This window comes from Campylobacter sp. US42a (assembly GCF_004379055.1).
GTDB classification, from domain to species: Bacteria; Campylobacterota; Campylobacteria; order Campylobacterales; family Campylobacteraceae; genus Campylobacter_D; species Campylobacter_D jejuni.
In genome coordinates this window covers 221316-247246 of the sequence record NZ_RYYK01000002.1, presented here as the reverse complement: position 1 = coordinate 247246, position 25931 = coordinate 221316, and the positions used below count along the sequence as shown (strand labels likewise).

30 protein-coding genes and 1 tRNA gene are annotated in these 25931 nt (G+C 29.4%); 4 read left to right on the top strand and 27 right to left on the bottom strand.

The features are described 5' to 3' along the window. The first annotated feature begins 224 nt into the window (after positions 1 to 224). A complete protein-coding gene (locus ELQ10_RS03435; RefSeq protein WP_070304991.1) occupies positions 225 to 2006 on the top strand; it encodes a PhoX family phosphatase in 1782 nt (593 codons plus the stop codon). Positions 2007 to 2044: 38 nt separating this feature from the next. On the opposite strand, the gene ELQ10_RS03430 is transcribed toward ELQ10_RS03435, so the two are convergent. The 21 genes from ELQ10_RS03430 to mqnP form a co-directional block, all read right to left on the bottom strand. Beyond that, complete coding sequence (locus ELQ10_RS03430; protein WP_070304988.1) at positions 2045 to 3760, bottom strand: GMC family oxidoreductase; 1716 nt, start codon at positions 3758 to 3760, stop codon at positions 2045 to 2047. Positions 3761 to 3770: 10 nt separating this feature from the next. Continuing rightward, positions 3771 to 4487 (bottom strand): gluconate 2-dehydrogenase subunit 3 family protein, encoded by a 717-nt coding sequence (locus ELQ10_RS03425; protein WP_070304987.1) that lies wholly within the window; start codon positions 4485 to 4487, stop codon positions 3771 to 3773. Positions 4488 to 4729: 242 nt separating this feature from the next. Then, entirely contained in the window at positions 4730 to 5668 is a 939-nt protein-coding gene (trxB, locus tag ELQ10_RS03420; protein ID WP_070304986.1) for a thioredoxin-disulfide reductase, read from the bottom strand. Between the two features lie 133 nt (positions 5669 to 5801). Next, positions 5802 to 6116 (bottom strand): thioredoxin, encoded by a 315-nt coding sequence (gene trxA / locus ELQ10_RS03415; RefSeq protein ID WP_002778629.1) that lies wholly within the window; start codon positions 6114 to 6116, stop codon positions 5802 to 5804. Between the two features lie 56 nt (positions 6117 to 6172). Next, positions 6173 to 6511 (bottom strand): YraN family protein, encoded by a 339-nt coding sequence (locus ELQ10_RS03410; protein ID WP_002851874.1) that lies wholly within the window; start codon positions 6509 to 6511, stop codon positions 6173 to 6175. Next, the gene (locus tag ELQ10_RS03405) at positions 6511 to 7758 is read right to left on the bottom strand and encodes a homoserine dehydrogenase (protein ID WP_002880854.1); all 1248 of its coding nucleotides are present in this window, start codon (positions 7756 to 7758) and stop codon (positions 6511 to 6513) included. The genes ELQ10_RS03410 and ELQ10_RS03405 overlap by 1 nt, the downstream gene beginning before the upstream one ends. 3 nt (positions 7759 to 7761) lie before the next feature. Continuing rightward, positions 7762 to 8964 (bottom strand): LL-diaminopimelate aminotransferase, encoded by a 1203-nt coding sequence (locus tag ELQ10_RS03400; RefSeq protein WP_002854656.1) that lies wholly within the window; start codon positions 8962 to 8964, stop codon positions 7762 to 7764. An 11-nt stretch (positions 8965 to 8975) separates the two neighbouring features. After that, entirely contained in the window at positions 8976 to 9782 is an 807-nt protein-coding gene (locus ELQ10_RS03395) for a hypothetical protein (protein ID WP_002921317.1), read from the bottom strand. Then, positions 9776 to 10714 (bottom strand): membrane protein, encoded by a 939-nt coding sequence (locus ELQ10_RS03390; RefSeq protein WP_002857583.1) that lies wholly within the window; start codon positions 10712 to 10714, stop codon positions 9776 to 9778. Before ELQ10_RS03390 ends, ELQ10_RS03395 begins: the two co-directional genes overlap by 7 nt. Further along, positions 10707 to 11390 (bottom strand): 23S rRNA (guanosine(2251)-2'-O)-methyltransferase RlmB, encoded by a 684-nt coding sequence (rlmB, locus tag ELQ10_RS03385; protein WP_002866330.1) that lies wholly within the window; start codon positions 11388 to 11390, stop codon positions 10707 to 10709. Before rlmB ends, ELQ10_RS03390 begins: the two co-directional genes overlap by 8 nt. A 13-nt stretch (positions 11391 to 11403) precedes the next feature. Then, the gene (gene rsmI / locus ELQ10_RS03380; protein WP_002866331.1) at positions 11404 to 12228 is read right to left on the bottom strand and encodes a 16S rRNA (cytidine(1402)-2'-O)-methyltransferase; all 825 of its coding nucleotides are present in this window, start codon (positions 12226 to 12228) and stop codon (positions 11404 to 11406) included. A 2-nt stretch (positions 12229 to 12230) separates the two neighbouring features. After that, the gene (gene rpmE / locus ELQ10_RS03375) at positions 12231 to 12431 is read right to left on the bottom strand and encodes a 50S ribosomal protein L31 (RefSeq protein ID WP_002851603.1); all 201 of its coding nucleotides are present in this window, start codon (positions 12429 to 12431) and stop codon (positions 12231 to 12233) included. 78 nt (positions 12432 to 12509) lie between these two features. Beyond that, a complete protein-coding gene (locus tag ELQ10_RS03370) occupies positions 12510 to 13166 on the bottom strand; it encodes a 16S rRNA (uracil(1498)-N(3))-methyltransferase (protein ID WP_134250193.1) in 657 nt (218 codons plus the stop codon). Position 13167: 1 nt separating this feature from the next. Then, positions 13168 to 13575 carry a hypothetical protein gene (locus tag ELQ10_RS03365; protein ID WP_134250192.1) on the bottom strand — a complete coding sequence of 136 codons (408 nt, stop codon included), beginning with the start codon at positions 13573 to 13575 and terminating at the stop codon, positions 13168 to 13170. Continuing rightward, complete coding sequence (locus ELQ10_RS03360) at positions 13575 to 14000, bottom strand: cytochrome c (RefSeq protein WP_002860979.1); 426 nt, start codon at positions 13998 to 14000, stop codon at positions 13575 to 13577. The genes ELQ10_RS03365 and ELQ10_RS03360 overlap by 1 nt, the downstream gene beginning before the upstream one ends. Continuing rightward, on the bottom strand, positions 14000 to 14581 hold the full coding sequence (locus ELQ10_RS03355) for a 6-carboxytetrahydropterin synthase (RefSeq protein WP_002851757.1): 582 nt from the start codon (positions 14579 to 14581) through the stop codon (positions 14000 to 14002). Before ELQ10_RS03355 ends, ELQ10_RS03360 begins: the two co-directional genes overlap by 1 nt. Then, complete coding sequence (locus ELQ10_RS03350; protein WP_002857378.1) at positions 14578 to 15321, bottom strand: 7-carboxy-7-deazaguanine synthase QueE; 744 nt, start codon at positions 15319 to 15321, stop codon at positions 14578 to 14580. The genes ELQ10_RS03355 and ELQ10_RS03350 overlap by 4 nt, the downstream gene beginning before the upstream one ends. A 2-nt stretch (positions 15322 to 15323) precedes the next feature. After that, positions 15324 to 16286, bottom strand: a complete 963-nt coding sequence (gene moaA, locus ELQ10_RS03345) for a GTP 3',8-cyclase MoaA (RefSeq protein WP_002868437.1) — start codon at positions 16284 to 16286, stop codon at positions 15324 to 15326. Between the two features lie 12 nt (positions 16287 to 16298). Next, positions 16299 to 16814, bottom strand: coding sequence for a hypothetical protein (locus ELQ10_RS03340; protein WP_002851715.1), 516 nt, complete (start codon positions 16812 to 16814; stop codon positions 16299 to 16301). Next, entirely contained in the window at positions 16811 to 17308 is a 498-nt protein-coding gene (locus ELQ10_RS03335) for a hypothetical protein (RefSeq protein WP_002933345.1), read from the bottom strand. Before ELQ10_RS03335 ends, ELQ10_RS03340 begins: the two co-directional genes overlap by 4 nt. Further along, complete coding sequence (gene mqnP / locus ELQ10_RS03330) at positions 17299 to 18183, bottom strand: menaquinone biosynthesis prenyltransferase MqnP (protein ID WP_134250191.1); 885 nt, start codon at positions 18181 to 18183, stop codon at positions 17299 to 17301. The genes ELQ10_RS03335 and mqnP overlap by 10 nt, the downstream gene beginning before the upstream one ends. A gap of 70 nt (positions 18184 to 18253) precedes the next feature. Here mqnP and miaA point away from each other — a divergent pair, with 70 nt between their 5' ends. After that, entirely contained in the window at positions 18254 to 19123 is an 870-nt protein-coding gene (gene miaA / locus ELQ10_RS03325) for a tRNA (adenosine(37)-N6)-dimethylallyltransferase MiaA (RefSeq protein WP_071170162.1), read from the top strand. On the opposite strand, the gene ELQ10_RS03320 is transcribed toward miaA, so the two are convergent. Next, complete coding sequence (locus ELQ10_RS03320) at positions 19109 to 19672, bottom strand: manganese efflux pump MntP family protein (RefSeq protein ID WP_002851996.1); 564 nt, start codon at positions 19670 to 19672, stop codon at positions 19109 to 19111. The two genes, miaA and ELQ10_RS03320, sit on opposite strands and share 15 nt — an antisense overlap. Before the next feature lie 147 nt (positions 19673 to 19819). On the opposite strand from ELQ10_RS03320, the gene ELQ10_RS03315 reads away from it, so the two are divergent. After that, positions 19820 to 19894, top strand: a tRNA-Glu gene (locus tag ELQ10_RS03315). Positions 19895 to 20029: 135 nt separating this feature from the next. Here ELQ10_RS03315 and ELQ10_RS03310 read toward each other — a convergent pair. Continuing rightward, positions 20030 to 20212, bottom strand: coding sequence for a hypothetical protein (locus ELQ10_RS03310; RefSeq protein WP_002851904.1), 183 nt, complete (start codon positions 20210 to 20212; stop codon positions 20030 to 20032). A 269-nt stretch (positions 20213 to 20481) separates the two neighbouring features. Here ELQ10_RS03310 and sodB point away from each other — a divergent pair, with 269 nt between their 5' ends. Further along, the gene (gene sodB / locus ELQ10_RS03305; RefSeq protein ID WP_002851662.1) at positions 20482 to 21144 is read left to right on the top strand and encodes a superoxide dismutase [Fe]; all 663 of its coding nucleotides are present in this window, start codon (positions 20482 to 20484) and stop codon (positions 21142 to 21144) included. A gap of 27 nt (positions 21145 to 21171) precedes the next feature. Here sodB and ELQ10_RS03300 read toward each other — a convergent pair whose 3' ends face one another. From ELQ10_RS03300 to ELQ10_RS03285, 4 genes are read right to left on the bottom strand one after another with little or no spacing between them, the layout of a single operon-like run. Then, positions 21172 to 22377 (bottom strand): saccharopine dehydrogenase family protein, encoded by a 1206-nt coding sequence (locus ELQ10_RS03300; RefSeq protein WP_002870693.1) that lies wholly within the window; start codon positions 22375 to 22377, stop codon positions 21172 to 21174. A 35-nt stretch (positions 22378 to 22412) separates the two neighbouring features. Further along, complete coding sequence (locus ELQ10_RS03295; protein ID WP_079460951.1) at positions 22413 to 23321, bottom strand: ABC transporter ATP-binding protein; 909 nt, start codon at positions 23319 to 23321, stop codon at positions 22413 to 22415. Continuing rightward, the gene (locus tag ELQ10_RS03290) at positions 23305 to 24921 is read right to left on the bottom strand and encodes an iron ABC transporter permease (RefSeq protein ID WP_134250190.1); all 1617 of its coding nucleotides are present in this window, start codon (positions 24919 to 24921) and stop codon (positions 23305 to 23307) included. The genes ELQ10_RS03295 and ELQ10_RS03290 overlap by 17 nt, the downstream gene beginning before the upstream one ends. Continuing rightward, positions 24921 to 25925, bottom strand: a complete 1005-nt coding sequence (locus tag ELQ10_RS03285) for a Fe(3+) ABC transporter substrate-binding protein (RefSeq protein ID WP_002877159.1) — start codon at positions 25923 to 25925, stop codon at positions 24921 to 24923. The genes ELQ10_RS03290 and ELQ10_RS03285 overlap by 1 nt, the downstream gene beginning before the upstream one ends. Positions 25926 to 25931: the final 6 nt, after the last annotated feature.

The following is a 25931-nucleotide window of genomic DNA, read 5'->3' as shown; positions in this document are numbered from 1 at the left end:
GAAATTGCTAATGAATCAGCTATTATTTCTAGTACAGTAAGTGATATAGCTAATAATATCTTAGAAGATGTTAAGAAAAAAAGATTTTAATTAATCATTTATACCTAGTGAAAAACTAGGTATAAATTTTCCCTTCAATTTAAATTTTTCATCAAAGTTTCTAAAAAGTTTCCAAATATTTTTATACTTCCATTGTTTTAAATTTTAATATGGAGTAAAAACAAATGGAAAGAAGATTGTTTTTAAAAGGTTCAGCTTTAGGTTCTATGGTGGCTTTTTTTGCAAGTTCAAATTTAAGTGCTGCTATGCTTAAGGATAAGGATTTGCTAGGTTTTAAAGCTGTTAGTGCAAGCACGCAAGATAAAGTTATAGTACCACAAGGTTATGAAGCAAAGGTTTTAATTTCTTGGGGTGATCCACTTTTTAGTAAAGCAAAACCTTATGATGAAAATAAAATCATCGATATGAATGCAGTTAAAAATGCTCATTTGGTTTTTGGAGATAACGATGATGGTATGAGTTTTTTTCCACTTTCAAAAAACAGAGGAATTTTAGCCGTTAATAATGAATATATAAATCCTGAAATCATGTTTAATCATCATGGTAAAAATTTAAGCAAAGAAGATGTTTTATACGAGCAAGCTAGTGTAGGTGTAAGTATCTTAGAAATCAAAAAAAAGGGTGATGATTGGACCGTGGTTTTAGATTCTAAATATAACCGCAGAATCGATGCAAACACTAAAATGCAAGTAAGTGGAGCAGCTAAAAAAGAAGTTTTAAAAAATGAAAAATTTGTTCATGGAACTTTTGCAAATTGTGCAAATGGACAAACACCTTGGGGAACTTATATCACCTGTGAAGAAAATTTTGACGATTTTTTTGGAAGTTCAGATGAAAATCTAGAATTTAATGACTCTCTTAAGCGCTATGGATTTAACAAAACTAGTCTTTATGGATGGGAAAAATTTGATGAAAGATTTGATTTAGCTAAAAATATCGATGAAGCCAATCGTTTTGGTTGGATAGTGGAAATCAATCCTTTTGATGTAAAAAGCACACCTGTTAAAAGAACTTCTTTAGGTCGTTTTAAACATGAAAATGCAGAAATTATCGTAGAAAAAGATGGTTCTGTTATAGTTTATATGGGTGATGATGAGATGAATGAATTTATTTATAAATTTGTTAGCAAACATAAATACAAAAAAGGTGCTGATACAAGTAAAATTTTAGATGAAGGCACTTTGTATGTAGGACAGTTTAACGGCAAGGTGGGAGATTTTAAAGGACAGGGAAAATGGATAGCCTTAGAATATGGCAAAAACGGCCTAGATGAAAAAAATGGTTTTAAGTCTCAAGCTCAAGTACTCATTAATACGCGTCTTGCTGCAAGCATTGTAGGTGCAACTCCTATGGATAGATGTGAATGGATAGCAAGCCATAAACAAAGTGGTTCTAAAGAAGTATTTGCAACACTAACGAACAACAAAAATCGCCAAGAACCTAATGCAGCAAATCCAAGAACTAAAAATGTTTATGGACAAATTTTAAAATGGATGCCAAAAAATTCTCATAAAGACGATGATTTTACTTGGGAAATTTTTGCTCTTGCTGGAAATCCTGATAATCAACAAGGCTTATATAAAGGCTCAAATAATATTACAAGTGAAAATAAATTTAATTCTCCTGATGGACTTAAATTTGATAGAGATGGAAGACTTTGGATACAAACAGATGGATCTTATTCTAATAAAGATGAATACGAAGGCATGGGAAATAACTGCATGCTAGCAGCAAATCCAAAAACAGGGGAAATCAGACGCTTTTTAACAGGACCTATTGCTTGTGAATTAACAGGGATTGCTTTTAGTGAGGATTATACTACAATGTTTGTAGGCATACAACATCCAGGAGAAGGTTTAAAAGGTAGTACTTTTCCTTATGGAAAAACACCAAGATCTAGTGTAATGATGATAAGAAAACTTGATGGTGGAGTGATAGGAAGCTAATAAATTCCAAGCTTAAGGCTTGGAATTTAATTACTGCATTAGCAATTACCAGTTTTTAAATATTTTATAATAGCTTCGCTAGCACGATAGGCTAAAGCATTTAAGGTTAAGGTAGGGTTGTAGCCTGGATTATGTGGAAAATTTCCCGCACCTACGACAAAAAGATTATTAACATCCCAATGCTGTAAATAAGGATTAACTACACTTGTGCTTTTATCTGTACCCATTATAGTTCCGCCAGCAATATGGGTAGAAGTATACCAACCATTTGAAACTACTCCATAATCTCCTAATTTTGGCGAAGTGTAAATATTTTGCGCTCCCATTTCTTGCATGATGCTTTTTAGTTTTGGAAGCATAAAATTATAAAGATTTTTATCTTGCTTGGTAAAATTATAGGTTACGCGGATAAGTGGTAGTCCATAAGCATCTTTATAAGTTGGATCAAGGGATAAATAATTACCTATATAAGGAATAGATGCACCCTGAGCTCCAATATAAGTAAATCGAGTATAATTATAAATAGAAGCTTTTTTAAATTCGGCTCCCCATGAAGGTGTACCCGGTTTAATTGGATTTGATGCTATAGGTCTTGCTCCATTTTGGGAAATTCTAAAGCTTGCTCCATGAATAAAATCAAGTTTGGAATGATCGAAATTATCCCCATTAAAATCATCTATCCAATTGCAAAGTGCCCCAGCTCCAAGATAAGAATTAAATGGATCTTTGAAAAAACCATTAACGCTAGGTGTGATTTGATAGCTATAGTTTTTTCCTAAAGTTCCTTTGCCTGTTTTTGGATTATAAATTTCGCCTATATTAGAAACCATTAAAAGTTTAGCATTGTTGAAAACATAAGAGCCTAGCATAACTACTTCTGCAGGTTGTATGAATTCTTCTAAAGTTAAAGTATTAACAAATCTTACTCCTGTAGCCTTACCATCTTTATGTAAAATTTCTAACACATTAGCATAAGTTTTAATATCTAAATTTTTTGTTGCTAAAGCTGAAGGTATAGTTGTTACTATAGGAGAAGCTTTTGCACCATATTCACAGCCAAAATGCTCACAAAAAGCACAATATTGACATGCTCCTAAACTTTGTTTATCAGGATTTGTATAAGTTTGAGATGAGTTTGAAGCAGGAACCATACATGGATGATATCCAAGTTTTTTCGTTGCTTCATCAAATTTTTTTAACATAGTTGTTTTTTCTAAAGGAGGATTTGGATAAGAATTTTTTCTTTTTCCTGAGAAAGGACTTTTATCTTCTCCAGAAACTCCCATCATTTTTTCAGCTTTGTCGTAGTAAGGTTCCATTTCATCATAGTTTACACCCCAATCTTGAATAGTGTATTCTTTAGAAACTTTATTTTTGCCATATTTTTCTTCTGTTAAAGATTTTATTTGAAAGTCATAAGGTAGAAAACGATAACTCATACCATTCCAATGAACTCCTGCTCCACCAACATTATTACCGACATCAAAAGCATAATTTTTTCTCATTGGCAAAGCAATTTCATTATCATTATTCCTAACACATATACTTTCTTTACTTAAATCTTGTTTCATTGCAGCATTATTTACATATTTATACTCATCATGCGCACCTAAAAAATCCGAAGTATCTTGATGTCCACCCCTTTCTAAGGCGACAACTTTAATCCCTGCTTTAGCGCATTCATTTGCAACAATAGAAGAACTCCAACCTAAACCTATAACAACAACATCTGTTTTTTTAAGTATTTTTGCCATTTGTATTCCTTTAATGTGACATATCAGCCAAAGAAATAGGCTCTATCACTTCAAATTTATCTCCATCTAAAATTTGAGCTGCGTAAGTCATTTGAGCGCCTGGGAATTTTTTCATGCGCCAAGCTTGCATATTTGCATTGCCGCCATAAATTGGATCAGCATAAACTCCTGTTATAGTTATGCTTCTTAACTCTGTAAAAAAATCGCTTGCTTTTATCTTATCTCCAAAGGAAACCTTTGTTTTATCTTGTTCAAAAGCTCTTAAGACTTCATCTTTTTGTTTTGCACTAAGCTCTACAAAGCCTTTTTTATAACGAAGTTTTGCTTCTTCATCTAAAGCATTTACCCCCATTTTAAAAAGTTCAGCTCTAGTTAAAGGATATTGATAACCTTGATTTTTCTTTCCTTGTATAAAAGGTCCAAAGCGATAATCTTTTGCTCCACTTCCGTAATTTCCTGCAAGTTCATTATCTATAAAAATAGCTACACCTAATTTTTTAGCACCTGGTCCTAAATCATCTTCGGGAAAAATTCTTTCTACTGCTTCACTCAGAATATCAAGTTGTGCAGAATTATTAAAAAAAATTCTAGCACGATAATTTTGAGTAGAATTCAAATTGTTTTGATTGTGCGTATGAGCAAAAACCATACTTGGTGCGCTAGCACCTACTAAAGCAAACAAAGATGAGGCTTTAAGAAAATTTCTGCGACTTTGTTTTTTGTCCATGTTTTTTCCTTCCTTATTTTTTTAACATAAATAAGTTATAGCTTTTAATATAAAAAATATATTAATTTAAAAAAAATAATATTTTTATATTTTTTTAAATGTGTAATTATGTAACAAAATTAAGTATAATTTAAATTATATTTAATAATATTTATAAAACGTTATGAAAAAATATTTTATATTTTTAAGGAGTGTTGATATAAAGATTTAGGCTAGGAATTCTAGCCTACAATAAGAAAAAATCAATGCAAGCTTTCTATATAAGCCATAGCACTTAATGCAGCTACAGCTCCATCACCTGCAGCACAAATCACTTGCTTAGGCGCATCTTTTCTAAGATCTCCTGCGGCAAAAAGTCCAGCAACACTAGTTTGCATTTTAAGATCAACACTTACTTGCCCACCTTCTTCCATACTGCATAAAAACTTACCATCGTCTTGTTTTAAAATTTCATTTCTTACATTAAGACCAACAAAAGTAAAAATTCCTGGAACATTTAAATCTCTAATACTACCATCTTTTAATTTTACTTTTACCCCAGTAACACCCATTTTATCACCATATACTTCATCTACACTTGCACTAGTAATGAGTTCTATTTTTTCATTTTTCTTAACTTTTTCTACTGTAGATGGAGCTGCTCTAAATTCATCTCTGCGGTGGATAAGATAAACTTTAGAACAAATATTTGCTAGATATAAAGCTTCTTCTAAAGCCGTATCTCCACCACCTAAAACTGCAACTTCTTTATTTTTATAAAAAAATCCATCACAAGTTGCACAAGTGCTTACACCTTTTCCAAAAAATTCATCTTCGCCTTTAAAACCTGCTCTTTTTGGAGCTGAACCTGTACAAACTATCACAGCTTTAGCAAGTTCTGTTTTACCACCTTCTAATTTGATGGTAAAACTTCCATCGCTATTTTTTAAAATTTGCTCTACTCCAACCATTTCATGTTTTAAACCAAAACGCATACATTGTTCATTCCAAGGAGCCATAAAAGAAATTCCATCCATAACTTGGGCTACACCTGGATAATTTTCTATTTCAGAACTTGAGGTAATTTGTCCACCAGGCATACCTTTTTCAAACATTACTACATTCTTAAGACCACCTCTAGTTGCATAAAGTCCGGCACTAAGTCCAGCAGGACCTCCACCTATGATTGCTACATCTAACATTTATATTTCCTTTATATTGAATTTTATTATTAATAATGATATAAAAATTATTCTTAATAGTAGTTAATAAAAATTATTATTTAGTATAAATTTGAAATTTTTAAGAAGAGGGCTAGTTATACTAGCCTTTAGTTTATAGTAAAGAGTTTAGTTTATCGCTAATTGCTTGTTTAGATTGTGCACCAACGAGTTGATCTACAACTTCACCATTTTTAAAGAAAATAAGTGTAGGAATAGAGCGAACACCAAATTCAGCTGCTAAATCACCTTGTTCATCTGTATTTACTTTGCAAATTTTAGCTTTACCATCAAAGTCATTTGCAAGTTCATCAATAACTGGAGCAAGCATTCTACAAGGTCCGCACCATGGAGCCCAAAAATCAACTAAAGCTACACCTTCTTTTGCTTGAGCAAAATTATCACTTGTTAATTCAATATATTTTCCCATAATTTTTCCTTTCTTTAATTTTTGTCTAATTGTATTTTATTTTTTTAAATATCAGCTTAAAAACTTATATTTTCGCAAAATTGTATCACATCATTTTTAATGCAAATCAGATCAATCTGAAAATCCGATGAAATTCCATTTTTAAGATGATAAAATTCTATAGTTTTTAAAATTTTTTCAAGTTTTTTTCTATCCAAACGCTCAGAAACTTCATAATCATTTTGAGTAAATTTAACCTCTATAAAATGTAAAATTTCATCTTTTTTGGCTATTATATCGATTTCTCCAAATTTAGAATGGAAATTTCTTTTTAAAATTTCAAAGCCTTGTTTTTTTAAAAATTTACAAGCCTTATCTTCACCTAAAATTCCATCTAAATAAGCTTTTACACCCATTATTCTATACGCATCATAAAAGGCTTGGTTTTTATAAAATCTTGTTTGCGTAAAATTTCAAGCAAATTTTGTATGCTTTTTTCATAAGTTAAATGTGTAGTAAAAAACAAAGTACTGTAATTTTCATCATTTTTTTTAGGTTTTTGTAAAAAACTATCGATAGAAATATTATTTTCACTCATCAATTGTGTGATTTTAGATAAAATCCCTATTTTATCTTCAACTTTCACCCTTAAATAATATTTTGTATAAATTTCATCTTTGCTTAAAAGCTCGTATTCTAAAGTATTCACAAAACCAAGCATTGGTGCTTTTACCTGATCTCTTGCTATATCCATAAGATCTGAAATCACAGCACTTGCAGTGGCCTCTCCTCCTGCTCCTGCTCCATAATACAAACTTTCACCCAACAAATCTCCATTAATGCTTATAGCATTCATCACTCCATCAACTTTTGCAAGCATTTTTTCTTTATCTATCATAGTAGGATGCACTCTTAATTCTACTTTATTTTCACGCACCTTAGCTATACCTAAAAGTTTTATGGTAAATTCAAACTCATTAGCAAAATACATATCTTCAGGCGCAATTTCACTAATACCCTCGATCAAAATATCTTCAGGTTTAGCTTTAAGATTATAAGCGATACTTGACAAAACAAGCAGTTTATGTGCTGCATCTTGTCCTTCTATGTCAAAAGTTGGATCAGCCTCTGCATAACCTAAATTTTGAGCTATTTGTAAGGCTTGTTCAAAACTCATATTTTTTTGACTCATAGAACTTAAAATATAATTACTCGTGCCATTTAAAATCCCTTTTATAGCCAAAATATTATTTGCACTTAAACCTTCTTTTAAAACCTTGATAATAGGAATTCCTCCAGCCACACTTGCTTCATAACCAAAAGCTAAATTTTTAGCCAAATTTTCAAGTTCATAACGATGATAAGCAAGCATAGCTTTATTTGCAGTAACAACAGCTTTTTTCTTTTTTAAAATTTCACTCACTATTTTAAAAGCTTCATCCACTCCACCCATTAACTCCACAAAAACATCTACATCAGCATTTAAAATTTCTTCAACGCTATGAGTAATTGGAATTAAAGCATTTTTTTTAGGACTTCTAGCAAGAGCGATCACAGGAGTTATGCTTTGACCGCACCTTGCACGAATGAGTTTATCATTTTCTAAAAGAAATTTAACCACCGCACTTCCAACAGTGCCATAACCAAGAATCGCTACTTTCATAACTTACTCTTTTAAATATTTTTTGATATTGCGTGCAGCTTGGCGTATGCGATTTTCATTTTCAATTAAAGCAATTCTTACATACTCATCACCTGCTTCGCCAAAACCTACCCCAGGACTTACTGCAACACTAGCGCGTTGTAAAAGTTGCTTTGAAAATTCTAAACTTTTTAGATGTCTTTTGCTTTCAGGGAGTTTTGCCCAAACAAACATACTTGCTCTTGGTTTTTGAAGTTTCCAGCCTGCATTTTCAAAAGCTTCAAGTAAAATGTGCATTCTTTTATCATAAGTTGCACGGATTTCATCCACACAAGTTTGATCTCCATCTAAAGCTATGGTAGCTGCTACTTGAATAGGTGTATACATACCATAATCAAACCAAGATTTTATTTTTTTAAGCGCACTGACTAAGCGTTTATTTCCTACTACAAAACCTACACGCCAGCCTGCCATATTGTAAGATTTTGAAAGAGTGTAAGTTTCTACCGCTACATCTTTTGCACCTTCAATTTCCAAAATAGAAGGAGTTTTATAGTCATCATAAGTTAAATCTGCATATGCAATATCTGAAATAATATAAAATCTTTCTTTTTTTGCCGTTGCTATCAATCTTTCATAAAAACTTTTCTCACAAGTTACTGTTGTTGGATTATGCGGGAAATTAACAACGACATATTTTGGACGCGGGATGCTTTCATTTAAAGTTTTATGTAAATTTTCAAAAAATTGATTTTCATCAAGCTCAAATTTTTCATTATAAGCTAAAGGCATTTTTGCTACATTACCTCCTGCTATAATAAAAGCTTGAGTATGTATAGGATAAGCAGGAGTTGGCACAATAGCAACATCTCCAGGATTTATAATCGCTCTTGCAAGATTTACAAAACCCTCTTTTGAACCCATGGTGGCTACAACTTCATTTTCAGGATCTAAATTGACATTATATTTTCTTTTATACCAATTACAAATTGCTAAGCGAAGTTTATAAATCCCCATGGATGTAGAATATCCCGAGGTTTTATCTTTGTTAGCACTTTCACAAAGTTTATCTATAATGTGTTGTGGAGTTTTACCATCGGGATTTCCCATTGAAAAGTCGATGATATCCTCTCCAGCACGTCTTGCTGCCATTTTTATCGCATTTACTTCTGCGAAAACATAATTTGGAAGTCTTTCTATGGTATTAAAACGGATTTCATCAAACATTTCTTAATCCTTTATTTTTTAAGTGTGATTTTTAAACCCCTGCGTATATTATCTAAACTATACATATCGCTTACAATAGCATATATAGCACCATTTGGAATAAGTTCTGAAAAATGATTATTTTTATTTTCGCTTTTTACTGCTTTAATTAGATTTAGATTTTTATCTAAAAAGAAGATTTTAGGAAACCAATTGTCTAAATCATTTGCATCAATAATCAAATTTGTAGCATTTTTTAAATCAAGCACATAGTCTTTAAGGGGCTTTTCTAATGATTTTGGAGTATTTAAATTAACATTTGTATTGGTTTTTAATACAGCATTGGAAAAATTTAAATCATATTCATAGTCATATGCCCCAATACGCTTAATATTATTTATATAGACAGAATTTTCTTTTAAGAGATTGTAAAGCGTTCCAGGATCTAAAACATATTGAGATTCTACTTGTATGGTATAGTCAATATTTCCTTCTCTTAAAATCAAATCTGTAGGGATAAAATATATATATCCAGCATCTGTTAAAACATCGGATAAAATTTTAAAAAACATAACTTCATCAGCTTTTGCTTTAAAATTTAGTCTTAGACTTTGAGGATTTGATAGTGTTAAGGCAATTAAAGAATTGGTTTTTAATATTTGAGATATTTTTGCAATATCACAATTTCCATTATTATCTATGTAAGAATTATTTGAAAATAATAATTCTAGTTGAGAATTTTTACTAGAATTGTTTACTAAATTTTTTGCTAATTCAAGACTTGAGATTGCAAAAGATATATTAACCCAAAGAGTAAGAATAATAATTTTTTTTACCATTCTTTACCTTTATTTAATTTTACAAATTCAGCAGCTGAAATACTTGTAATTTTTCCATCTTTAATCAAGAAACGTTTTGAAATTCCTGCAGGAAATTTTTGTTCTTTATTTTCTTGATCAAACATTGTTAAAGCTGCAGCCCCTGTTAAAATTAACTGATCTTTATCTAAAGAAATATTAAAATCTTTTTCTTTAACAAAGCTTGTTTTTTTAAGGCTTTTTAAATCTATTAAACCTATCCAAATCTTGGTAGAGGTTTTAAAATGTGCTTCTTTTAAAGAATCAGTTTTTGGTGTATTTGTATCTTCTTGAATTTGGGTATTTTTTTCTTCATCGAGTAGGGTTGTGTTATTTTCACTGATATTATTTTCTATGCTTATGTTTTTATCATTTTCTTGTAATGAGATGTTTTGGCTTGGTAAAACGCTCTCTGTTTGATTTGTTTCTTGTGCTTTATTGTTGTCTATAACAACAACATTGTTTCCACCTAAAGATTTTAAATTTTCTTGTGCTTGTCCTATGATATCTATAACTGTTGCGCTAGTATTATTTTGTTCATCTTTGAAAAAAGTTTTAAGTGTATCAAAATAATAAATTCCACTTCCTATAATCACTAAAACAATAAGAACAATCAAAAAAGGCCAAGCGTTAGAGGATTTTTGACTATAAGCATCTAGTTTTGGGGTTATCATTTTTGATTTTGTTTGTGGAGTAGGATTGTTTTCGTTAAGATAAGCTTCATACTCTTCGTTAAAATCACTAAAGTCGAGTTCGTATTCTCTGCTCAAAATTTTAACAAAACCTTTAACATTAAAACGACTTAAAACAGCAAAATTCTTTTCTACTAAAGCTTCAAGAAAATCAAGTTCAATTTGCGTTTTTGCTGCAACTTCTTTTAAATTTAATTCTTGTATTTTTTTCCAATTAAGCATTTAACATCCTATCACAAAGTATTGCAAAAGCAGCGCTGACATTAAGACTATCAAAATTATTTTTCATCGCAATGCCCACACATTCATCGCATTTTTTTACAATTTTAGAGCTTAAACCAAAACCCTCACTACCCAAAACTAAAACTTTTTTACCATTGCTTATTTTTACACTGTGAATTTCTTTTCCCGAGCCATCACTCGCATAAAAATAAAAACCTACTTGTTTTAGTTCATTTATTACACTTAAAGCATCGTTGCTTATCACAATAGGTAAATCAAGAGCCGCTCCGCTGCTTGTGCGAATTACTCCTTCCATGGCTAATTTTTCACCAATAAAAATTAAAGCCCCAACCCCTAAAGCATAAGCTGTACGCGTGATAGCCCCTATATTTCCTACATCGCTAATTCCATAAAGCATAACAATAAAATCATTTTTTTTGATCTCATTTAAATTCGCAAAAGAACTTTCTTTAATATCTAGCAAAAAACCTTGATGATTTCCACCTTTCGCATAAGCTTGAGCAGTTTTAAAATCAAGTTTTTTGATTTTAAAACCTGATTTTGCGATTTTGGAAAAAGTAGTTTTATCACATTCTTTTGCTAAATAAAGCTCATTGATACAGTCTTTATGATATTCTAAAATATAAAAAAATATTTGCTTCCCATAAACTATCATATTAAAATTTTACCTAATCTTGACTTAAAAGCAGTTTTTGATAAATTTCTTTTGCATTTTTTCCATTGATCTTTGATAATAATTTTGCTTTTGCTTTTAAAGGCAGCTCTAAATCCATAATATCTTTTTCACAAAGAGTATTTTGCAAAAAATTTTGCTCTTTTGATTGCAGTACTACAACCCATTCACCGTTTAAATTAGACTTTTTTAAAATTTCAGAAAGCTCTTTAGCATTGCCTTTAAATTTTTTTTCAAATTTTTTACTGATTTCTTTAATCAAAAAAATTTCTCTTTGGCTGTCTAGAATCATAATTTGTTCTACTAAAGATAAAATACGCTTGGGGGATTCGTAAATAATACTTGGATAAGGAAGGTTTAAAATTTTTTCTATGTCTTTTTGTCTTTCTTTGCCTTTATTTGCTAAAAAACCAATAAAGATAAATTCTTTTTGACAAAATGCTGAGCTTACAAGAGCAACTAAGGCTGCATTTGCACCTGGTAAAATTTCATAGGTGATATTATTTTCTTGTGCAAATTCTACCAAAGCCTTGCCAGGATCACTAATCCCTGGCATTCCTGCATCGCTTAAATAAGCTACATTTTTTTCAAATATCTTTAAATCAATACTTGCTAAAACTTCTTTTTCATTATGGGAGTGTAAGGCTATAAATTTAGAAATATGTATATCAGTGTGAAATTTGGTATTTAATAACGAAATCAAAGACTTACTTACTCTTGTATCTTCGCAAAACACAAGATCGCAAGTCTTTAAAAGTTCTAAGGCTCTAAAAGAAATATCGCTTAAATTTCCTATGGGAGTAGGAATAAAATAAAGCATAATTATTGCATTGCGTATTTTTTCTTAAATTTCTCTACACGACCTGCAGCATCTACAATTTTTTCACTGCCTGTAAAAAAAGGATGGCAATTTGAACAAATATCTACTCTTAATTCTGCTTTGTTTGACTTTGTTGTAAAAGTATTTCCACAAGCACAACTTACTTTGCATTCTACATATTCTGGGTGAATTTCTTTTTTCATTAGTTTTCCTTAAAAATTAAAACAATAAGCCGTGATTATAAATTATTTAACATAAAAAAGAGATTAATTTAAGAAAAGTTAAAGCAAAATTTTTGAAGCTATAGCTATAATAGCTGTTTGACTTTTTAGAATATTAGAGCTTTTAAGAGAGATTTTCCGGTTAAACAATAATCTCTCATCATTGTTAAATCCACCTTCAGGACCTATAAAATATAATTCTTTTTCATCGAAATGACTTTGTTGTTCTCCTTGAAAATCAACCATAATTGCATTTGGAAATTTTTGAACAAATTCTTGAGTGCTTTGGTGGATAATTAAATCCATTTTAGTATTTCTACCGCATTGTTCACAAGAAGAAATAATGATTTTTTCAAATCTTTCTAAATCGATTTTAAAATTTCTTTGTGAAAAATTTGTAAAAACCAAATGTAACCTTTTTACTCCAAGTTCATTTAAGAAAGGTAGAGTTTTTTCTAAAATTTTAATATCTATAATGGCTAAGGCTAAGTTTAATTCACTTTGTTTTATATTTTGTGATTTTTTGTTTAAAAATTTTAAAGTGCAAGAATTTCTTGTTAAATTCGTGATTGTATAGTTGTAAAGAAAATTATCTTGTAAATTTCTAAGATTTAGCTCCGAATTTTCCTTTACTCTTCTTACTTTTAAATGGTTAAAGTTTTCACCTTGAAGTTGTATAAACTCTTCTCCAGCTTGCTTGTTATACAAAAATTGCATTTTATAAATATCTTTCTATTAAAAAAGGCAAAAACAATAAAAAAATTTCAAAAGGTAAAATCAAACAACTAATCCATCTAAAAGTGGCATATTTTCTAAATCTTCTTACTTTTTTAAAACAAACAAAGTGAAAAATTGCTAAGGCAAAAATTAAGATCCAAGAAAAAATCATTACCCAGATATTGACATTCATTTGAAATTGTTTCATTGCTGATAACAAACAACCTGTAAAAATAATCAAAGCTAAAAATAAATAATAAATTGGTAAAAATAATCGTATTCTGCGAATAAAAATGAATTCGGTTTTAAAATTTCCTTGTGTTAGTATAAGATAAAAAAGCATTAAAAAACCGCTCGCATAAAGACTATAAAGATGTAAAGCTAAAAAGAATTCGTAACTTTGATCCATTATTTTCCTTTGTTTATAAAATCAGCTAAATTTTGAATTTGTTCATCACTTAAAAAACTATGGTTTTTATCTTTTATCGTTTTTATTTTTTGTATAAAAATTTTATTGCCTAAGGTTTTAATGGCCGTGCTGTTTTTAGGTTTTAATTCCCCTTTTTCTCCATGACAAGTGGCGCATTTTTGTTTATATAAAGAGTTGATAATAGTAGGATTGGCTTCATGTTCATCATCTGAACTTTGTGCTTCATCATCCACAGGTAAAGGCAGGTTGGAGTCGCTTAATTCTGTTTTTTCATCGTTTTGTTCTATTTGGACTACTTCTTGATCTGTATTTTGAGTCTTGGAAATATTTTTTTCATCATTAGAACAGGCAGATAAAACTAATAAAAAAAAACTTAAGGCAATTAAAATTTTAGCTTTTTGCATTAAATCTCCTTTGGATTTATAAAAATTTCTTCATTTTTTAATTTGTTATAAAAATCTATATCATTCCATTCTACTTTAATGCCATTGGAAAATTCTATGTCTTGAAGTGAAATTTTTGGCATTAGCTCACTATAGGCATCTTCTCTAAAACCTTGTGCATAGCCTGTTCTTGTTTCATGAACAATGATGCTTTGTAAAGTCACTCCTTGTTCTCCATTTACCATTTTTGTTTGTTTTAATAAAGCATCTATAAGTATGAAAAATACACGACAAAAATTTTCAGCACTTACATTAACAGGCAGGCAAATCCAACGACTTGAATATTTTTTCATTTCTTCTAAATATTTTGCGTCATCATATTTAAAAAGAGTGATAGCATGATCAAAACTATCAATAATTTGGCGTATATAGGTTTTTAAAAGTCCAAAATCATAGACCATTCCAGCATTATCTAAATATTTGCTTTCAAGTAAAACTTCAACTTTGTAAGAATGTCCATGAATGCTACTTTTGCAACGCTTAGAAGAACAAAATCTAACAATGTGTGCGTTTTCAAATTCAAATAATTTTCTTATAATCATACACCCTCTTTATCGTTCCAAAGACGAATATGAATTCTATCAGAATAATTATAACCATTCTTAATACAAAATTCAGCAATTTTTTGAGCATTTTTTTTAAGGTTTTGCTCATTTTCACCCATAGGCATACAAAAAATTTGATTTGGAGCTTCTTTTAGAATTTCATTGATTTCTAAAAATGAATTATCAAGAGTATTGGCATCTAAAACAAATTTATAAAAACTATCTTTTGCGTAATTTTTAAATGCTTTTAAAGCTTTAAAATTTAATCGTTTATCTTTTTTTATCCCACTATTTTGGAGTTTAACGCTTAAAGCAAAAATACATTCTTTGTAAAAAGGATATCTATCAAAATCAATTTCTATACTTCCATTGCTTTCAAAGTGTATTTCAAATTTATTTTTTAATAACATTTGGATAAATTTTATAAATTCAGGATTTTCATAATGGATTAATGGCTCTCCACCTGTGATAACAACTATAGGATTAAAGTCTTGTTTTAATTTTATCACTCTTTTTAAAAGTTCATTAGCATTTAAAGTTTCATAACTTTCTTTAAAATCTTTTGTGAAAACAGCTCTTATCGTGTCACATCCAATGAGAGTTTTATCGTTTTTTGATATTTTTACATTAAAACCTAAACAGTTAAAATTACAACCAGCAAAACGCATAAAAATAGCTAATTTTCCATTATATTTGCCTTCTCCTTGAATGCTTAAGAAACTTTCAACAAGTTGCAAAATTAACCTCCAGTTTGATAAAAAGCACGAGATGAGGTTTCATTATCAACAACACTCCATTTATTTTTTTCTGGTTTATTTCTTAATACTTCTTGTAATATTTCTACAGCGGCTTTAATATCACCTTTTCGAACCGCTTCTTTTATGCTTAATGCTTCATCAAAATAAAGGCAAGGTATTAACAAGCCTTCAGCACTTAAGCGTATGCGATTGCAAGAATCGCAAAATTCATGGCTATGAGGATCTATAATTCCAAATTCATAATCATCTGCCTTGTAAATACTCACAGGTGCTTTTTCATCTTTTTTTATAAGTTGAATTTGATATTTTTGACTCAAAATTTGTATAATTTCATCTCTTTTTAATCCTTGTAATTTACCATAAGCATGAGTATTTTCCATAAATTCTATAAAGCGAATTTGAGCTTTTTTTGATTTTGCAAATTCCAAAAGAGATATCAGTTCATCATCGTTTAAATTTTTAAGAGCTACAGTATTAAGTTTTACTTTCAAATCTAGATTTAAAGCTTCATCAATTCCAGATAAAACACTATCTAATACATCTTTTTGCGCAAGAGTTTTTGCTTTTTTGTGATCTAGGGTATCAAGTGAAATATTAAGTCGTTTAAGTCCAGCATTTTTTAGGTCTTTAGCAAAGTCTTTTAGTAAAAATCCATTTGTAGTTATAGCAAGGTCAATATCGCTTTTATAATCGCTAATCATTTTTATAAAAATACTTAAATCTTTTCTTAATAAAGGTTCTCCACCTGTTATACGGATTTTTTCAATTCCTTCGTCTATAGCTGCTTTAACAAATAAAAAAAGTTCTTCGAAGCTTAATAAATTTTCTTTTGGCTGATAATCGAAAGGAATTTTTGGCATACAATAAAGGCAGCGAAAGTTACATCTTTGTGTAACTGAAATTCTAAGATAATTTATCTTTCTACCGAATTGATCTATAAGCATTTATTTTCCATTCTATTTTATTAATTTCTTAAATTTTAAGACAAGTTCTACATTTCCAGTGCCAATGCGTAAATCTTTAGCGATTTGTTCTATGCTTTTTCCTTCTTTGAAAAGATTTTCTATTTTTTGTTCTTCTGTATCGTAATTTGGCGTAAGTTTAGCCATGCTTTGTGCTTTTTGTTCCAAATTTAAAAGACGATTTTGTTGTTCATTTTGAAAATCTTCTATGATATGTTCCATAGTTTTTAGTGTTCTTAAAACAGGAGTGATTTTTGAACTGATTTGTTTATCAAGTTCAATCATAATTTCTTCTTTTAAAAGAGAGGTTTTATAGTCTTCATCCTCTTCGCTATCATCTTTAACTCCTAATTCTTTACGAAAATAATGAAGTTCTTTGGTAATATCTTCTATCACATTTTGAAGTTTTGCTATTTTTGCATTATTTTCTCTTTCTTTGATATTCATATAGGCTAGCATTGCAATTAAAAGCACAATTATAAAAACTAAATAAAGTACATCATCACTCATTCTTGGCCTTTCTTATTTCTTATCATATTTCTTTGAATTTCAACAACAAAAGCATCAAAAGCCATTTTGTCTTCAGGCTTAATTTTGATAATTTTTGCCAATGTTTGACTTTGAGCTTTGATAAAAATAGCTATTTTTTGATTATTTAAATCAAATCTTAAATAATATTCTTTATCTTCTTCTAAAATAGTATCCAAAAAATTTAGATATTCAAAATTCAAAGATTCTACTACCCCTTTTTGCTTAAGTGGTATAAGTTCTTTATTTTTATCTAAAGAATTTTCAAGCCTTAAAATATCTTCTTTTAGGCTTAAAAGAAGATCAAAAATAATTTTTTCACCCTCATCAAAATCAATGCGTAAAGCAAGTTTTTTCCATTTTAAAATTTGAGAAATTGCTCCAAGTTTTAGGTATTCTCCAAGAAAACGGTTATTTTCTATTTCACAACATTCTAAATGAGCTTCAAATCCTGCTTTAAAAAGTGTTAATTCCATAATAAATCAATCCAAATAAAAATAAAAAAGATAATACTTAAATAACCATTTAAAGTAAAAAATGCTCTATCAATATGAGCAAAATTTTTATGGACAATCCTATGCTCTAAGGCTAAAATAATACCGCTTATAATTACCCCAATAAGTGCTATTTTTCCAAGTGCTACACCCCAAACTTCCCACACAAAAAGAAGCCAAAATAATACTGCTAAAATATGGCAAAAAGCTGATATAAATAAAGTAGCCTTTGAGCCAAATTTAGCAGGAATAGAGTGAAGTCCTACTTTTTTATCATACTCCATATCTTGTAAAGAATAAAGCAGATCAAACCCAGCTGTCCAAAAAGTTACACCTAAACATAAAATAACGCTATAAATGTGAATTTCACCCATAATGATAACACTTCCTGCAATAGGTGCAAGTCCTAAACAAAATCCCAAAACTAAATGCGCTAAAGAACTAAAGCGTTTAAAAGCTGAATAAATAGCCAATACAAAAAGCACAGGAAAAGACAAATAAAAGGCCAAGGTATTAATAAAATAAGAACATGATATAAAAATAAGTGCATTAATAATAATAAAAATCCATACACTTTTTCTACCTATTTTTCCACTGACATTAGGGCGATTTGCACAACGAGGATTATCCTTATCTATATCTTCATCCATTAAACGATTTGTAGCCATCGCAAAATTTCTTGCACTTACCGCACAAATAATACCTAAAATCAATGCCTTAAAACCAAACCAAGCAGTGTCATTTGCAAGTTTTGATGCTACAATCATAGAGGAAAATAAAAAAGGCAAAGCAAAAATAGAATGCTTAAATACTACAAGTTCTAAAATATCTTTAAATTTTATCCAGAATGTGTTCATTTTTCTACTTTAAAATATTTTTTGCTATGATTTTACTAAAATTTTTATAAATTTTAGGATAAATATTAAAATGTTTTTTGAAATAGCATTAATAGGAACAACCGCGAGTGGAAAAACATACATAGCCAATACTTTAGCAAGAGAATTTAATGCTGTTGTTTTAAGTCTTGATAGTCTTTGTGTTTATAAAGAGATTAATATAGCAAGTGCCAAGCCTTCACAAGATGATCTTGCGAGTATAAAATACTTTGGGGTGAATTTATTGAGTGTGAATGAACATTTTAATGTTGAGTTATTCATAAGAGAATATCAAAAAGCAAAAGAATTTGCTTTAGCTAGAAATTTACCTCTAATTATAGTAGGTGGAACTGGATTTTATTTAAAAACTATGATAGATGGTTTAAGTGAAAAAACCTTAGAGTCAAAGAGTTCTTTAAATAACGATGAAATTTATGCTCTTTTATTAAATATTGATCCAAACTATAAAATAGAAAAAAATGATACTTATAGATTAAAAAAATGGCTGGGTATTTATGAACAAACAAGAGAAATTCCTAGTGAATTTTTAAAAAGAACACAAAAAACTGGGGTGCTTAAAGATATAGAAATTTATGAGCTTGCGTGGGATAAAGAAATTTTAAAAAAACGTATTAAAACTAGAACAAAAGAAATGCTTGATAATGGACTTTTAGATGAAGCAAAAATTCTTTTTTCTAAATTTGATCATAAACTTAAAGCATTAAATTCTATAGGTTTGAAAGAGTGTAAAGAATATTTAGATGGAGAAATTTCCTTTAAAGAGCTTGAAAATTTAATCACGATACATACTACACAACTTGCCAAAAGACAAAGAACTTTTAATAAAAAATTTCAAAGTAAAGCCTTGGAATTTGATAAAGCTTTAGCTATTTTAAGAATGAAATTTTCAATCGAAAAATAAATGTTCTATTAGAATTTTTACTCCTAATATAATTAAAACCAATCCGCCTAAAAGTTCAGCTTTATTTTTAAGATAAATTCCAAATTTATTTCCTATTTTTAGAGCAATGATGCATAAAATGAAGGTGATAATACCTATTAAAAATATAGCTAATAATAAATTTACATTTAAAAATGCAAAACTCACACCAACTGCTAGTGCATCGATACTCGTAGCAATTGCTAAAGCTAGCATGGTTTTAAAGCCAAATTGATTGGCATTACTATCGCAATTTTCATTTTCCAATGACTCTTTGATCATTTTTAATCCTATTAAAGAAAGTAAAATAAAAGCTATCCAATGATCAATACTCGCTATAAAAGATGCAAAAGTTATGCCTATAAAATAACCAATAGTTGGCATCAAGGCTTGAAATCCACCAAAATAAATTCCAACAATAAGATAATGTTTTAAATGTAGTTTTTTAACACTAAAACCTTTGCATAGCGATACAGCAAAAGCATCCATTCCTAAAGCACAGGATAAAAAAATAAGACTATAAAAATCCATAATAAATCCTAAAATTTTATAAAAAATTGAAGATGAAATTATAATCAAACAAAGATAAAAATCACATAATTTTGATATATTTAATTAAATTTTAAGAAATAAATATATATAATTCAATTTCATTTTTATTTTTTACTCCTTAAAAGTGGCCCATTCGTCTAGCGGTTAGGACATCGCCCTTTCACGGCGGTAACACGAGTTCGAGTCTCGTATGGGTCACCACTTTTTAATTTTTCTTTTAAAATAACGATTTTTTCATTTTTTCTATTAAAATTTAATAAATATTAATAATTTATTTTGTAGAATACGAATAGCTTTTGATATAAGTCTATTATAGACTTATATCAAGGCTGGGCATTATTGAGCTGGTGTTTGCTCTTTTGTTTTTTTGTGAGTTTTAGCTTCATGTTTTTTATCAGCTTTAGCTTTTGAATGATGAGCTTTTGTATGTGTTTGATTCACATCGCTTGGAGTATTAGCTGCAAAAACATTAGCTGCGAAAGCACCTAGTAATGCTGAGATTAGTACAACTTTTTTCATATTTTCCTCCTTATGAATAATTTTTAGTTGCAAATTAATTGTAATTATTAAAAATCAACAAATAGATATTTTTTGTAAAAATATTTCAAAAAAATATAATTTTTTTATATATATTTAAATTATTATTAAAATATATTATAAATGTATCTTATTTTATTTTAGGTTAAATAAATAGAAATTTTACCCACTAAGCTTTTAAGATATTTTTACTCTTTTTAATATTATTATGGTAATATTTTCAATATCAAACTAAAAATAAAGGAGAAATTATGTTTGAATTAAGAAAATTACCTTATGATACCAATGCTTTTGGTGATTTTTTGAGTGCTGAAACTTTTAGCTATCATCATGGAAAACATCACAATACTTATGTTACAAATCTAAATAATCTTATTAAAGATACTGAATTTGCAGGTAAAGATCTTGTAAGTATTATCAAAACTTCAAATGGGGGCGTATTTAATAACGCAGCTCAAGTTTATAATCATGATTTTTATTTTGATTGCATTAAGCCAAGTACAGGCTGTGGCTGTGGCGGTTCATGTCAAAGTATAGATGCTAATTTACAAGCGGCACTAGAAAAAGAATTTGGATCTTTAGAAAATTTCAAAGCTGAATTCATCAAAGGCGCTACAGGAGTTTTTGGTTCAGGATGGTTTTGGTTAGTTTATAATACTAAAAATCAAAAACTAGAATTTGTAGGTACTTCAAACGCAGCTACACCAATTACTGAAGATAAAGTTCCTTTACTTGTTGTAGATGTTTGGGAACATGCTTATTATGTAGATCATCGTAATGCACGCCCTGCTTATTTAGAGAAATTCTATGCTCATATTAACTGGGAATTTGTTGCAAAAGCTTACGAATGGGCTTTAAAAGAAGGCATGGGATCAGTTAGCTTTTATGCAAATGAACTTCACCCTGTAAAATAATTTAAAGGCATCAAAACGATGCCTTTTTTACTCTCCTAAACTTGGAGTCATTTCGATAATCTTCCAAGGAAGTCCTTGAGAATTTAGCTCTTCCATAAAAGGCTTAGCGTCAAATTCTTCCATATTAAACACGCCTTTTCCTTGCCAAATTCCTTTAGCGATTAATTTCGTACCTATCATAGCAGGAACACCTGTAGTATAGCTCACAGCTTGCGCGCCAGTTTCTTTGTAACATTCTTCATGATTGCAAACATTATAAATATAAACTTGCTTGTCTTTTCCATCTTTTTTACCACGAATCACACAACCTATATTGGTATAACCTTTAGTGCGTGGCCCCAAACTCGCAGGATCAGGAAGCAAGGTTTTTAAAAATTCTATAGGAATGATTTCTTTTCCTTGGTGCATCACAGGTTTAATTCCTAGCATTCCAACATTTTCAAGGCATTTCATATGAGTTAAATAACTTTGTCCAAAAGTCATAAAAAAGCGTATTCTTTTTAAACCTTTGATATTTTTTACCAAGCTTTCAAGTTCTTCATGATAAAGCAAATAGCTATCTTTTACGCCTACTTCTGGATAATCCCACTCCATTTTTATTTCCATCGGCTGCGTTTCTATCCACTTGCCATTTTCCCAATAACGCCCTTTAGCAGAAACCTCACGTAGATTGATTTCAGGGTTGAAATTGGTCGCAAAAGCATAGCCATGATCACCTGCATTGCAATCTAAAATATCTATATAAGAAATTTCATCAAATAAATTTTGCTGTGCATAAGCACAAAAAACATTAGTTACACCAGGATCAAATCCACTTCCTAAAAGTCCTAAAATTCCTGCTTGTTTAAACTCGTCATTTCTCGCCCATTGCTCTTTGTATTCAAATTTAGCTAAATCAGGATGCTCGTAATTTGCCGTATCTACATAATCAATCCCTGCTTTTATACAAGCATCCATTAAACTCAAATCTTGATAAGGCAAAGCAACATTGAGTAAAATTTGCGCTCCTGTTTTCTTGATAAGTTCTACAACAGCATTGCTATCATCAGCATCAATTTGCGCCGTTTCAATTTGAACCCCTAAACGCTCTTTGATAAAAGCAGCGATTTCATCACATTTGCTTTTTGTTCTACTAGCTAAAGTGATTTTGCTAAAAGTATCAGAATTCATTGCGCATTTTACAGTAGCCACACGACTTACCCCACCTGCGCCTATGATTAAAAGATTTTTCATGAAATTTATCCTTAAAAGATTTTTAGGAATTTTAGCTAAAAATTGATAATATCAAAATTTATTTTTTCTTCTAAGTTATAATTTGAGCTTAATAACATAAAAAATTCTATATTTTTATATCTTAACTTAAGTCTATAAAAAGCCCCTAAAAATTCTTTTTGTAAAATTTTAGCCTCAAAGCGATTTCCTATTTTAAGCTCTGCATAACCAAAAATATAATTTTTTGAAGCTATCCAAGCAAAAAATTCATCTTCTAAATCAAGTTTTTTTTCTATGATATTTAAATCAGGTAAAATTTGCGCACTTTTAAAATCAGGCTTAAAATAAAGCTCTTTAGGATTTGCATGAGCTAAAATTTTCCCTTTTTCTAAAAAAGCGATTTGATCGGACATACAATAAGCATCTTCAATATCATGAGTTACCATAATAGCTGTAATGCTTTGATTTTCAATCATTTTTTTCAATTCTCTTCTTAAATCCTGTTTTAAATTTTGATCCAAATTAGAAAAAGGTTCATCTAAAAGCAAAAGCTTACATCCTCTTGCTATAGCTCTAGCAAAAGCCACTCTTTGCGCTTGCCCTCCTGAAATTTCATCGATTTTTTTATATCTTAAATCTTCAATTTCAAAAGTTTTAAGCAAATGATTTAAAATTTGATTTTTATCTTTTTTATCATAAAGTGCAAAAAGTATGTTTTTCTCAACATTTAAATGAGGAAATAAAGCATAATTTTGAAACATCAAAGCCACTTCACCTTTGCAAGAAAACAAATCATAAGAACTAGCTTGTTCAAGCTTAGCAATAATCCTTAAAAGCGTGCTTTTTCCGCTTCCACTACCTCCTAAAATGCTTAAAAATTCTCCTTCTTTGACATGAAGATTGATATTTTCTAAAGCTTGTATTTTTCCAAAATTTTTAGATAAATTTTTAATTTCTAACATCATCTTTCCTTGTGATTTTATCCATCCAAACAACAACCATTAAAGAAAGAAAAACGATAAACAAGGAAGGCAAAGCTGCATCATAAATTCTTTCATCACTTGCAAACCAGAAAGCTTTAACACTTAAAGTTTCAAAGCCAAAAGGCGCTAAAATTCTACTTAAAGGAAGTTCTTTAATCGTATCAATAAAAACAATAATAAAAGCCAAAAATAAAAAATGTTTCATTAAAGGTGTGTGAATTTTAAAAAATAAAATAAAATAACTCGTTCTTAAATTTAAACTTGCCTCATCAATATTTAGATGAATTTTATTATATCCTCCTTCTAAAGAATAAATTGCACTCGCTAAAAAACGAATTATATAAGCAAAAACAAGAACAAGTAAAGAATTTCCCAATAAACTTATGTGAAAAATTTTATCCAAAAATACAAAAAGCACTATAATGCTAATCCCTAAAGCAGCAGCAGGTATAGAATAACCCAAAGAACTTATTTTTAAAATAAATAAATTAAAAAAATGATTTTTAACTATCCTAGAACTAAACATCAAAAAATAAGCTAAAAAAGTGGTAATTAAAGCAGTGACTAAAGCTAAGATTATAGTTTGAAAACTGATAATATAAAATTGCGATTCAAAAAGCTTATGATCTTTTAGCCCCCAATAAACTAGCCAAATAAAAGGTAAAATAAAACCTACAAAAGCAATCATAAAACAATAAATACAGGATAGAATTTGTTTAATAGGATTTAATTTTCTTTTTTTGATAAAAAGAGTTAAATTTTGATTAAAACTATAATGATGTTTATTTTTATAATAATAATCCACATACATAATCAAAAATACAAAAAGCATTAAAATACCCGATAAAACACTAGAAGAATAAGAATCATTCAAATCATACCAGAGTTTAAAAATTCCAGCCGAAAAAGTATCCACTCCCAAATAAGCACTTGCACCATAATCACTCAAAGTTTCCATTAAAACTAATAAAGCTCCAGAAAAAATGGCAGGTCTTGCGCTCAAAAGTGCCACGCGTGTAAAAATTCTAAATTCAGAATACTTCATGATTTTAGCTACTTCATAAGCCTCTTTAGCTTCACTTTTAAAAGCTGTTTTAGCAAATAAATAAATATAAGGATATAAAGAAATAGCCAAAACAAAAATAACACCATAATGATTGAAAAAATCTATCCTAAAGCCAAAATTTTCGTGAAAAAATCCTTGAAAATCCATAATTCCCACATAAACAAAGGCTAAAATATAAGCAGGTATGGCTAAGGGTAAAATGAGTAATTTTTCTAAAATTTTACAGAAATAAAAATCATAATTTGCGATTAAATAAGCAGAACTCACACCCAAAATCAAGCTCAAACACAATACTCCCACGCTAATTATAAAAGTATCTTTGATGAATTTTAAAAATAAATAATCAAAAAAATGACTCAAATTTTCTTTAATAGATGAAAATTGGGTTAAATCACTTGTATTAAAATTTTGAAATAAAATATAAAAAAGTTCAGCAAAAATACCAAAAATAGGCAAAGCAAGAAAAAGGGCAAGTAAAATTGCCCCGAGTTTATAGTATTTTAGGGTTTTATACATTATCTAAAACCGACTTCATCGTAAATTTTAACAGCTTCTTTAATATTTTCTGCTATCTTACTCACAGGAATTTGATCTTCTTTGAAAGTTCCAAAATCTTTTACCGTTTGGCTTAATTCTACATCATTTCTTATAGGAAATTCATAATTACTATCAGTAAGAATTTTTTGAATTTCAGGACTTAACATAAATTCCATAAATTTTTTAGCCGCATCTTGATTTTTACTTGATTTTGTCATAGCAATACCGCTAATGTTAATATGCGTTCCTCTATTGTCTTGATTAGGAAAAATAATACCTAAAGAATTCCCCACTTCTACATCTTTTGGATTTTTAGAATTCTTTAAAAGCCCTATATAATAAGTATTCATAACTGCAAATTTAGCTTCGCCTGCAAATACTTGTCTGGCTTGATCTCTATCTCCACCCTTTGGATTTGTCGCAAGATTATCAAGTACACCTTTAGCCCATGCTTTAGCCTCTTTATTTCCGTCATTAGCTATAATAGATGCTAAAAGAGTTTTGCTATAAGGAGCTGTAGCACTTCTCATAACAATTTCTCCTTTAAATTCAGCTTTTGCTAAATCTTCATAATTTTTCATTTTGCTAATATCGATATTTGCGTTTTTGTTGTAAGCAATAATTCTTGCTCTTTTTGTGATCGCAAACCATTCTTTATCCTTATCTCTTAAATGAGCAGGTATAAATTCTTCTAAATATTTTGATGAAACAGGAGATAAAAGTCCTAAATTTTTAGCTTCTGTAAGATTTGAAATATCAGCTGTGATGAAAATATCAGCAGGAGAATTACTTCCTTCAAGAGAAAGCCTTTTAATAAGTTCTGAAGCTTTAGCTTGAGTATGATTGACCTTAATGCCTGTTTTTTCTTCGAATTTTTTTATGATTTCAAAATCAGCATCATAATGTCTTGCTGAGTAAATATTAAGCTCGCTAGCACCTAAAAATGAAAAAGCTGTTAAAAACATAAAGAAGATTTTTTTCATATTTTA

Bases quoted from the DNA above. Each gene is read 5' to 3' on its own strand.
- moaA (WP_002868437.1), bottom strand. From the start codon at position 16,286: ATGCTTATAGATCAATTCGGTAGAAAGATAAATTATCTTAGAATTTCA.
- rlmB (WP_002866330.1), bottom strand. From the start codon at position 11,390: ATGATAGTTTATGGGAAGCAAATATTTTTTTATATTTTAGAATATCAT.
- mqnP (WP_134250191.1), bottom strand. From the start codon at position 18,183: ATGAACACATTCTGGATAAAATTTAAAGATATTTTAGAACTTGTAGTA.
- ELQ10_RS03365 (WP_134250192.1), bottom strand. From the start codon at position 13,575: ATGGATCAAAGTTACGAATTCTTTTTAGCTTTACATCTTTATAGTCTT.
- ELQ10_RS03320 (WP_002851996.1), bottom strand. From the start codon at position 19,672: ATGGATTTTTATAGTCTTATTTTTTTATCCTGTGCTTTAGGAATGGAT.
- trxA (WP_002778629.1), bottom strand. From the start codon at position 6,116: ATGGGAAAATATATTGAATTAACAAGTGATAATTTTGCTCAAGCAAAA.
- ELQ10_RS03405 (WP_002880854.1), bottom strand. From the start codon at position 7,758: ATGAAAGTAGCGATTCTTGGTTATGGCACTGTTGGAAGTGCGGTGGTT.
- sodB (WP_002851662.1), top strand. From the start codon at position 20,482: ATGTTTGAATTAAGAAAATTACCTTATGATACCAATGCTTTTGGTGAT.
- miaA (WP_071170162.1), top strand. From the start codon at position 18,254: ATGTTTTTTGAAATAGCATTAATAGGAACAACCGCGAGTGGAAAAACA.
- ELQ10_RS03360 (WP_002860979.1), bottom strand. From the start codon at position 14,000: ATGCAAAAAGCTAAAATTTTAATTGCCTTAAGTTTTTTTTTATTAGTT.
- rpmE (WP_002851603.1), bottom strand. From the start codon at position 12,431: ATGAAAAAAGAAATTCACCCAGAATATGTAGAATGCAAAGTAAGTTGT.
- ELQ10_RS03435 (WP_070304991.1), top strand. From the start codon at position 225: ATGGAAAGAAGATTGTTTTTAAAAGGTTCAGCTTTAGGTTCTATGGTG.
- trxB (WP_070304986.1), bottom strand. From the start codon at position 5,668: ATGTTAGATGTAGCAATCATAGGTGGAGGTCCTGCTGGACTTAGTGCC.
- ELQ10_RS03335 (WP_002933345.1), bottom strand. From the start codon at position 17,308: ATGGAATTAACACTTTTTAAAGCAGGATTTGAAGCTCATTTAGAATGT.
- ELQ10_RS03400 (WP_002854656.1), bottom strand. From the start codon at position 8,964: ATGTTTGATGAAATCCGTTTTAATACCATAGAAAGACTTCCAAATTAT.
- ELQ10_RS03390 (WP_002857583.1), bottom strand. From the start codon at position 10,714: ATGCTTAATTGGAAAAAAATACAAGAATTAAATTTAAAAGAAGTTGCA.
- ELQ10_RS03310 (WP_002851904.1), bottom strand. From the start codon at position 20,212: ATGAAAAAAGTTGTACTAATCTCAGCATTACTAGGTGCTTTCGCAGCT.
- ELQ10_RS03300 (WP_002870693.1), bottom strand. From the start codon at position 22,377: ATGAAAAATCTTTTAATCATAGGCGCAGGTGGGGTAAGTCGTGTGGCT.
- ELQ10_RS03285 (WP_002877159.1), bottom strand. From the start codon at position 25,925: ATGAAAAAAATCTTCTTTATGTTTTTAACAGCTTTTTCATTTTTAGGT.
- ELQ10_RS03290 (WP_134250190.1), bottom strand. From the start codon at position 24,921: ATGTATAAAACCCTAAAATACTATAAACTCGGGGCAATTTTACTTGCC.
- ELQ10_RS03370 (WP_134250193.1), bottom strand. From the start codon at position 13,166: ATGCAATTTTTGTATAACAAGCAAGCTGGAGAAGAGTTTATACAACTT.
- ELQ10_RS03340 (WP_002851715.1), bottom strand. From the start codon at position 16,814: ATGAGTGATGATGTACTTTATTTAGTTTTTATAATTGTGCTTTTAATT.
- ELQ10_RS03395 (WP_002921317.1), bottom strand. From the start codon at position 9,782: ATGGTAAAAAAAATTATTATTCTTACTCTTTGGGTTAATATATCTTTT.
- ELQ10_RS03430 (WP_070304988.1), bottom strand. From the start codon at position 3,760: ATGGCAAAAATACTTAAAAAAACAGATGTTGTTGTTATAGGTTTAGGT.
- ELQ10_RS03295 (WP_079460951.1), bottom strand. From the start codon at position 23,321: ATGATGTTAGAAATTAAAAATTTATCTAAAAATTTTGGAAAAATACAA.
- ELQ10_RS03425 (WP_070304987.1), bottom strand. From the start codon at position 4,487: ATGGACAAAAAACAAAGTCGCAGAAATTTTCTTAAAGCCTCATCTTTG.
- rsmI (WP_002866331.1), bottom strand. From the start codon at position 12,228: ATGCTTTATTTTATTCCTACTCCCATAGGAAATTTAAGCGATATTTCT.
- ELQ10_RS03410 (WP_002851874.1), bottom strand. From the start codon at position 6,511: ATGGGTGTAAAAGCTTATTTAGATGGAATTTTAGGTGAAGATAAGGCT.
- ELQ10_RS03355 (WP_002851757.1), bottom strand. From the start codon at position 14,581: ATGATTATAAGAAAATTATTTGAATTTGAAAACGCACACATTGTTAGA.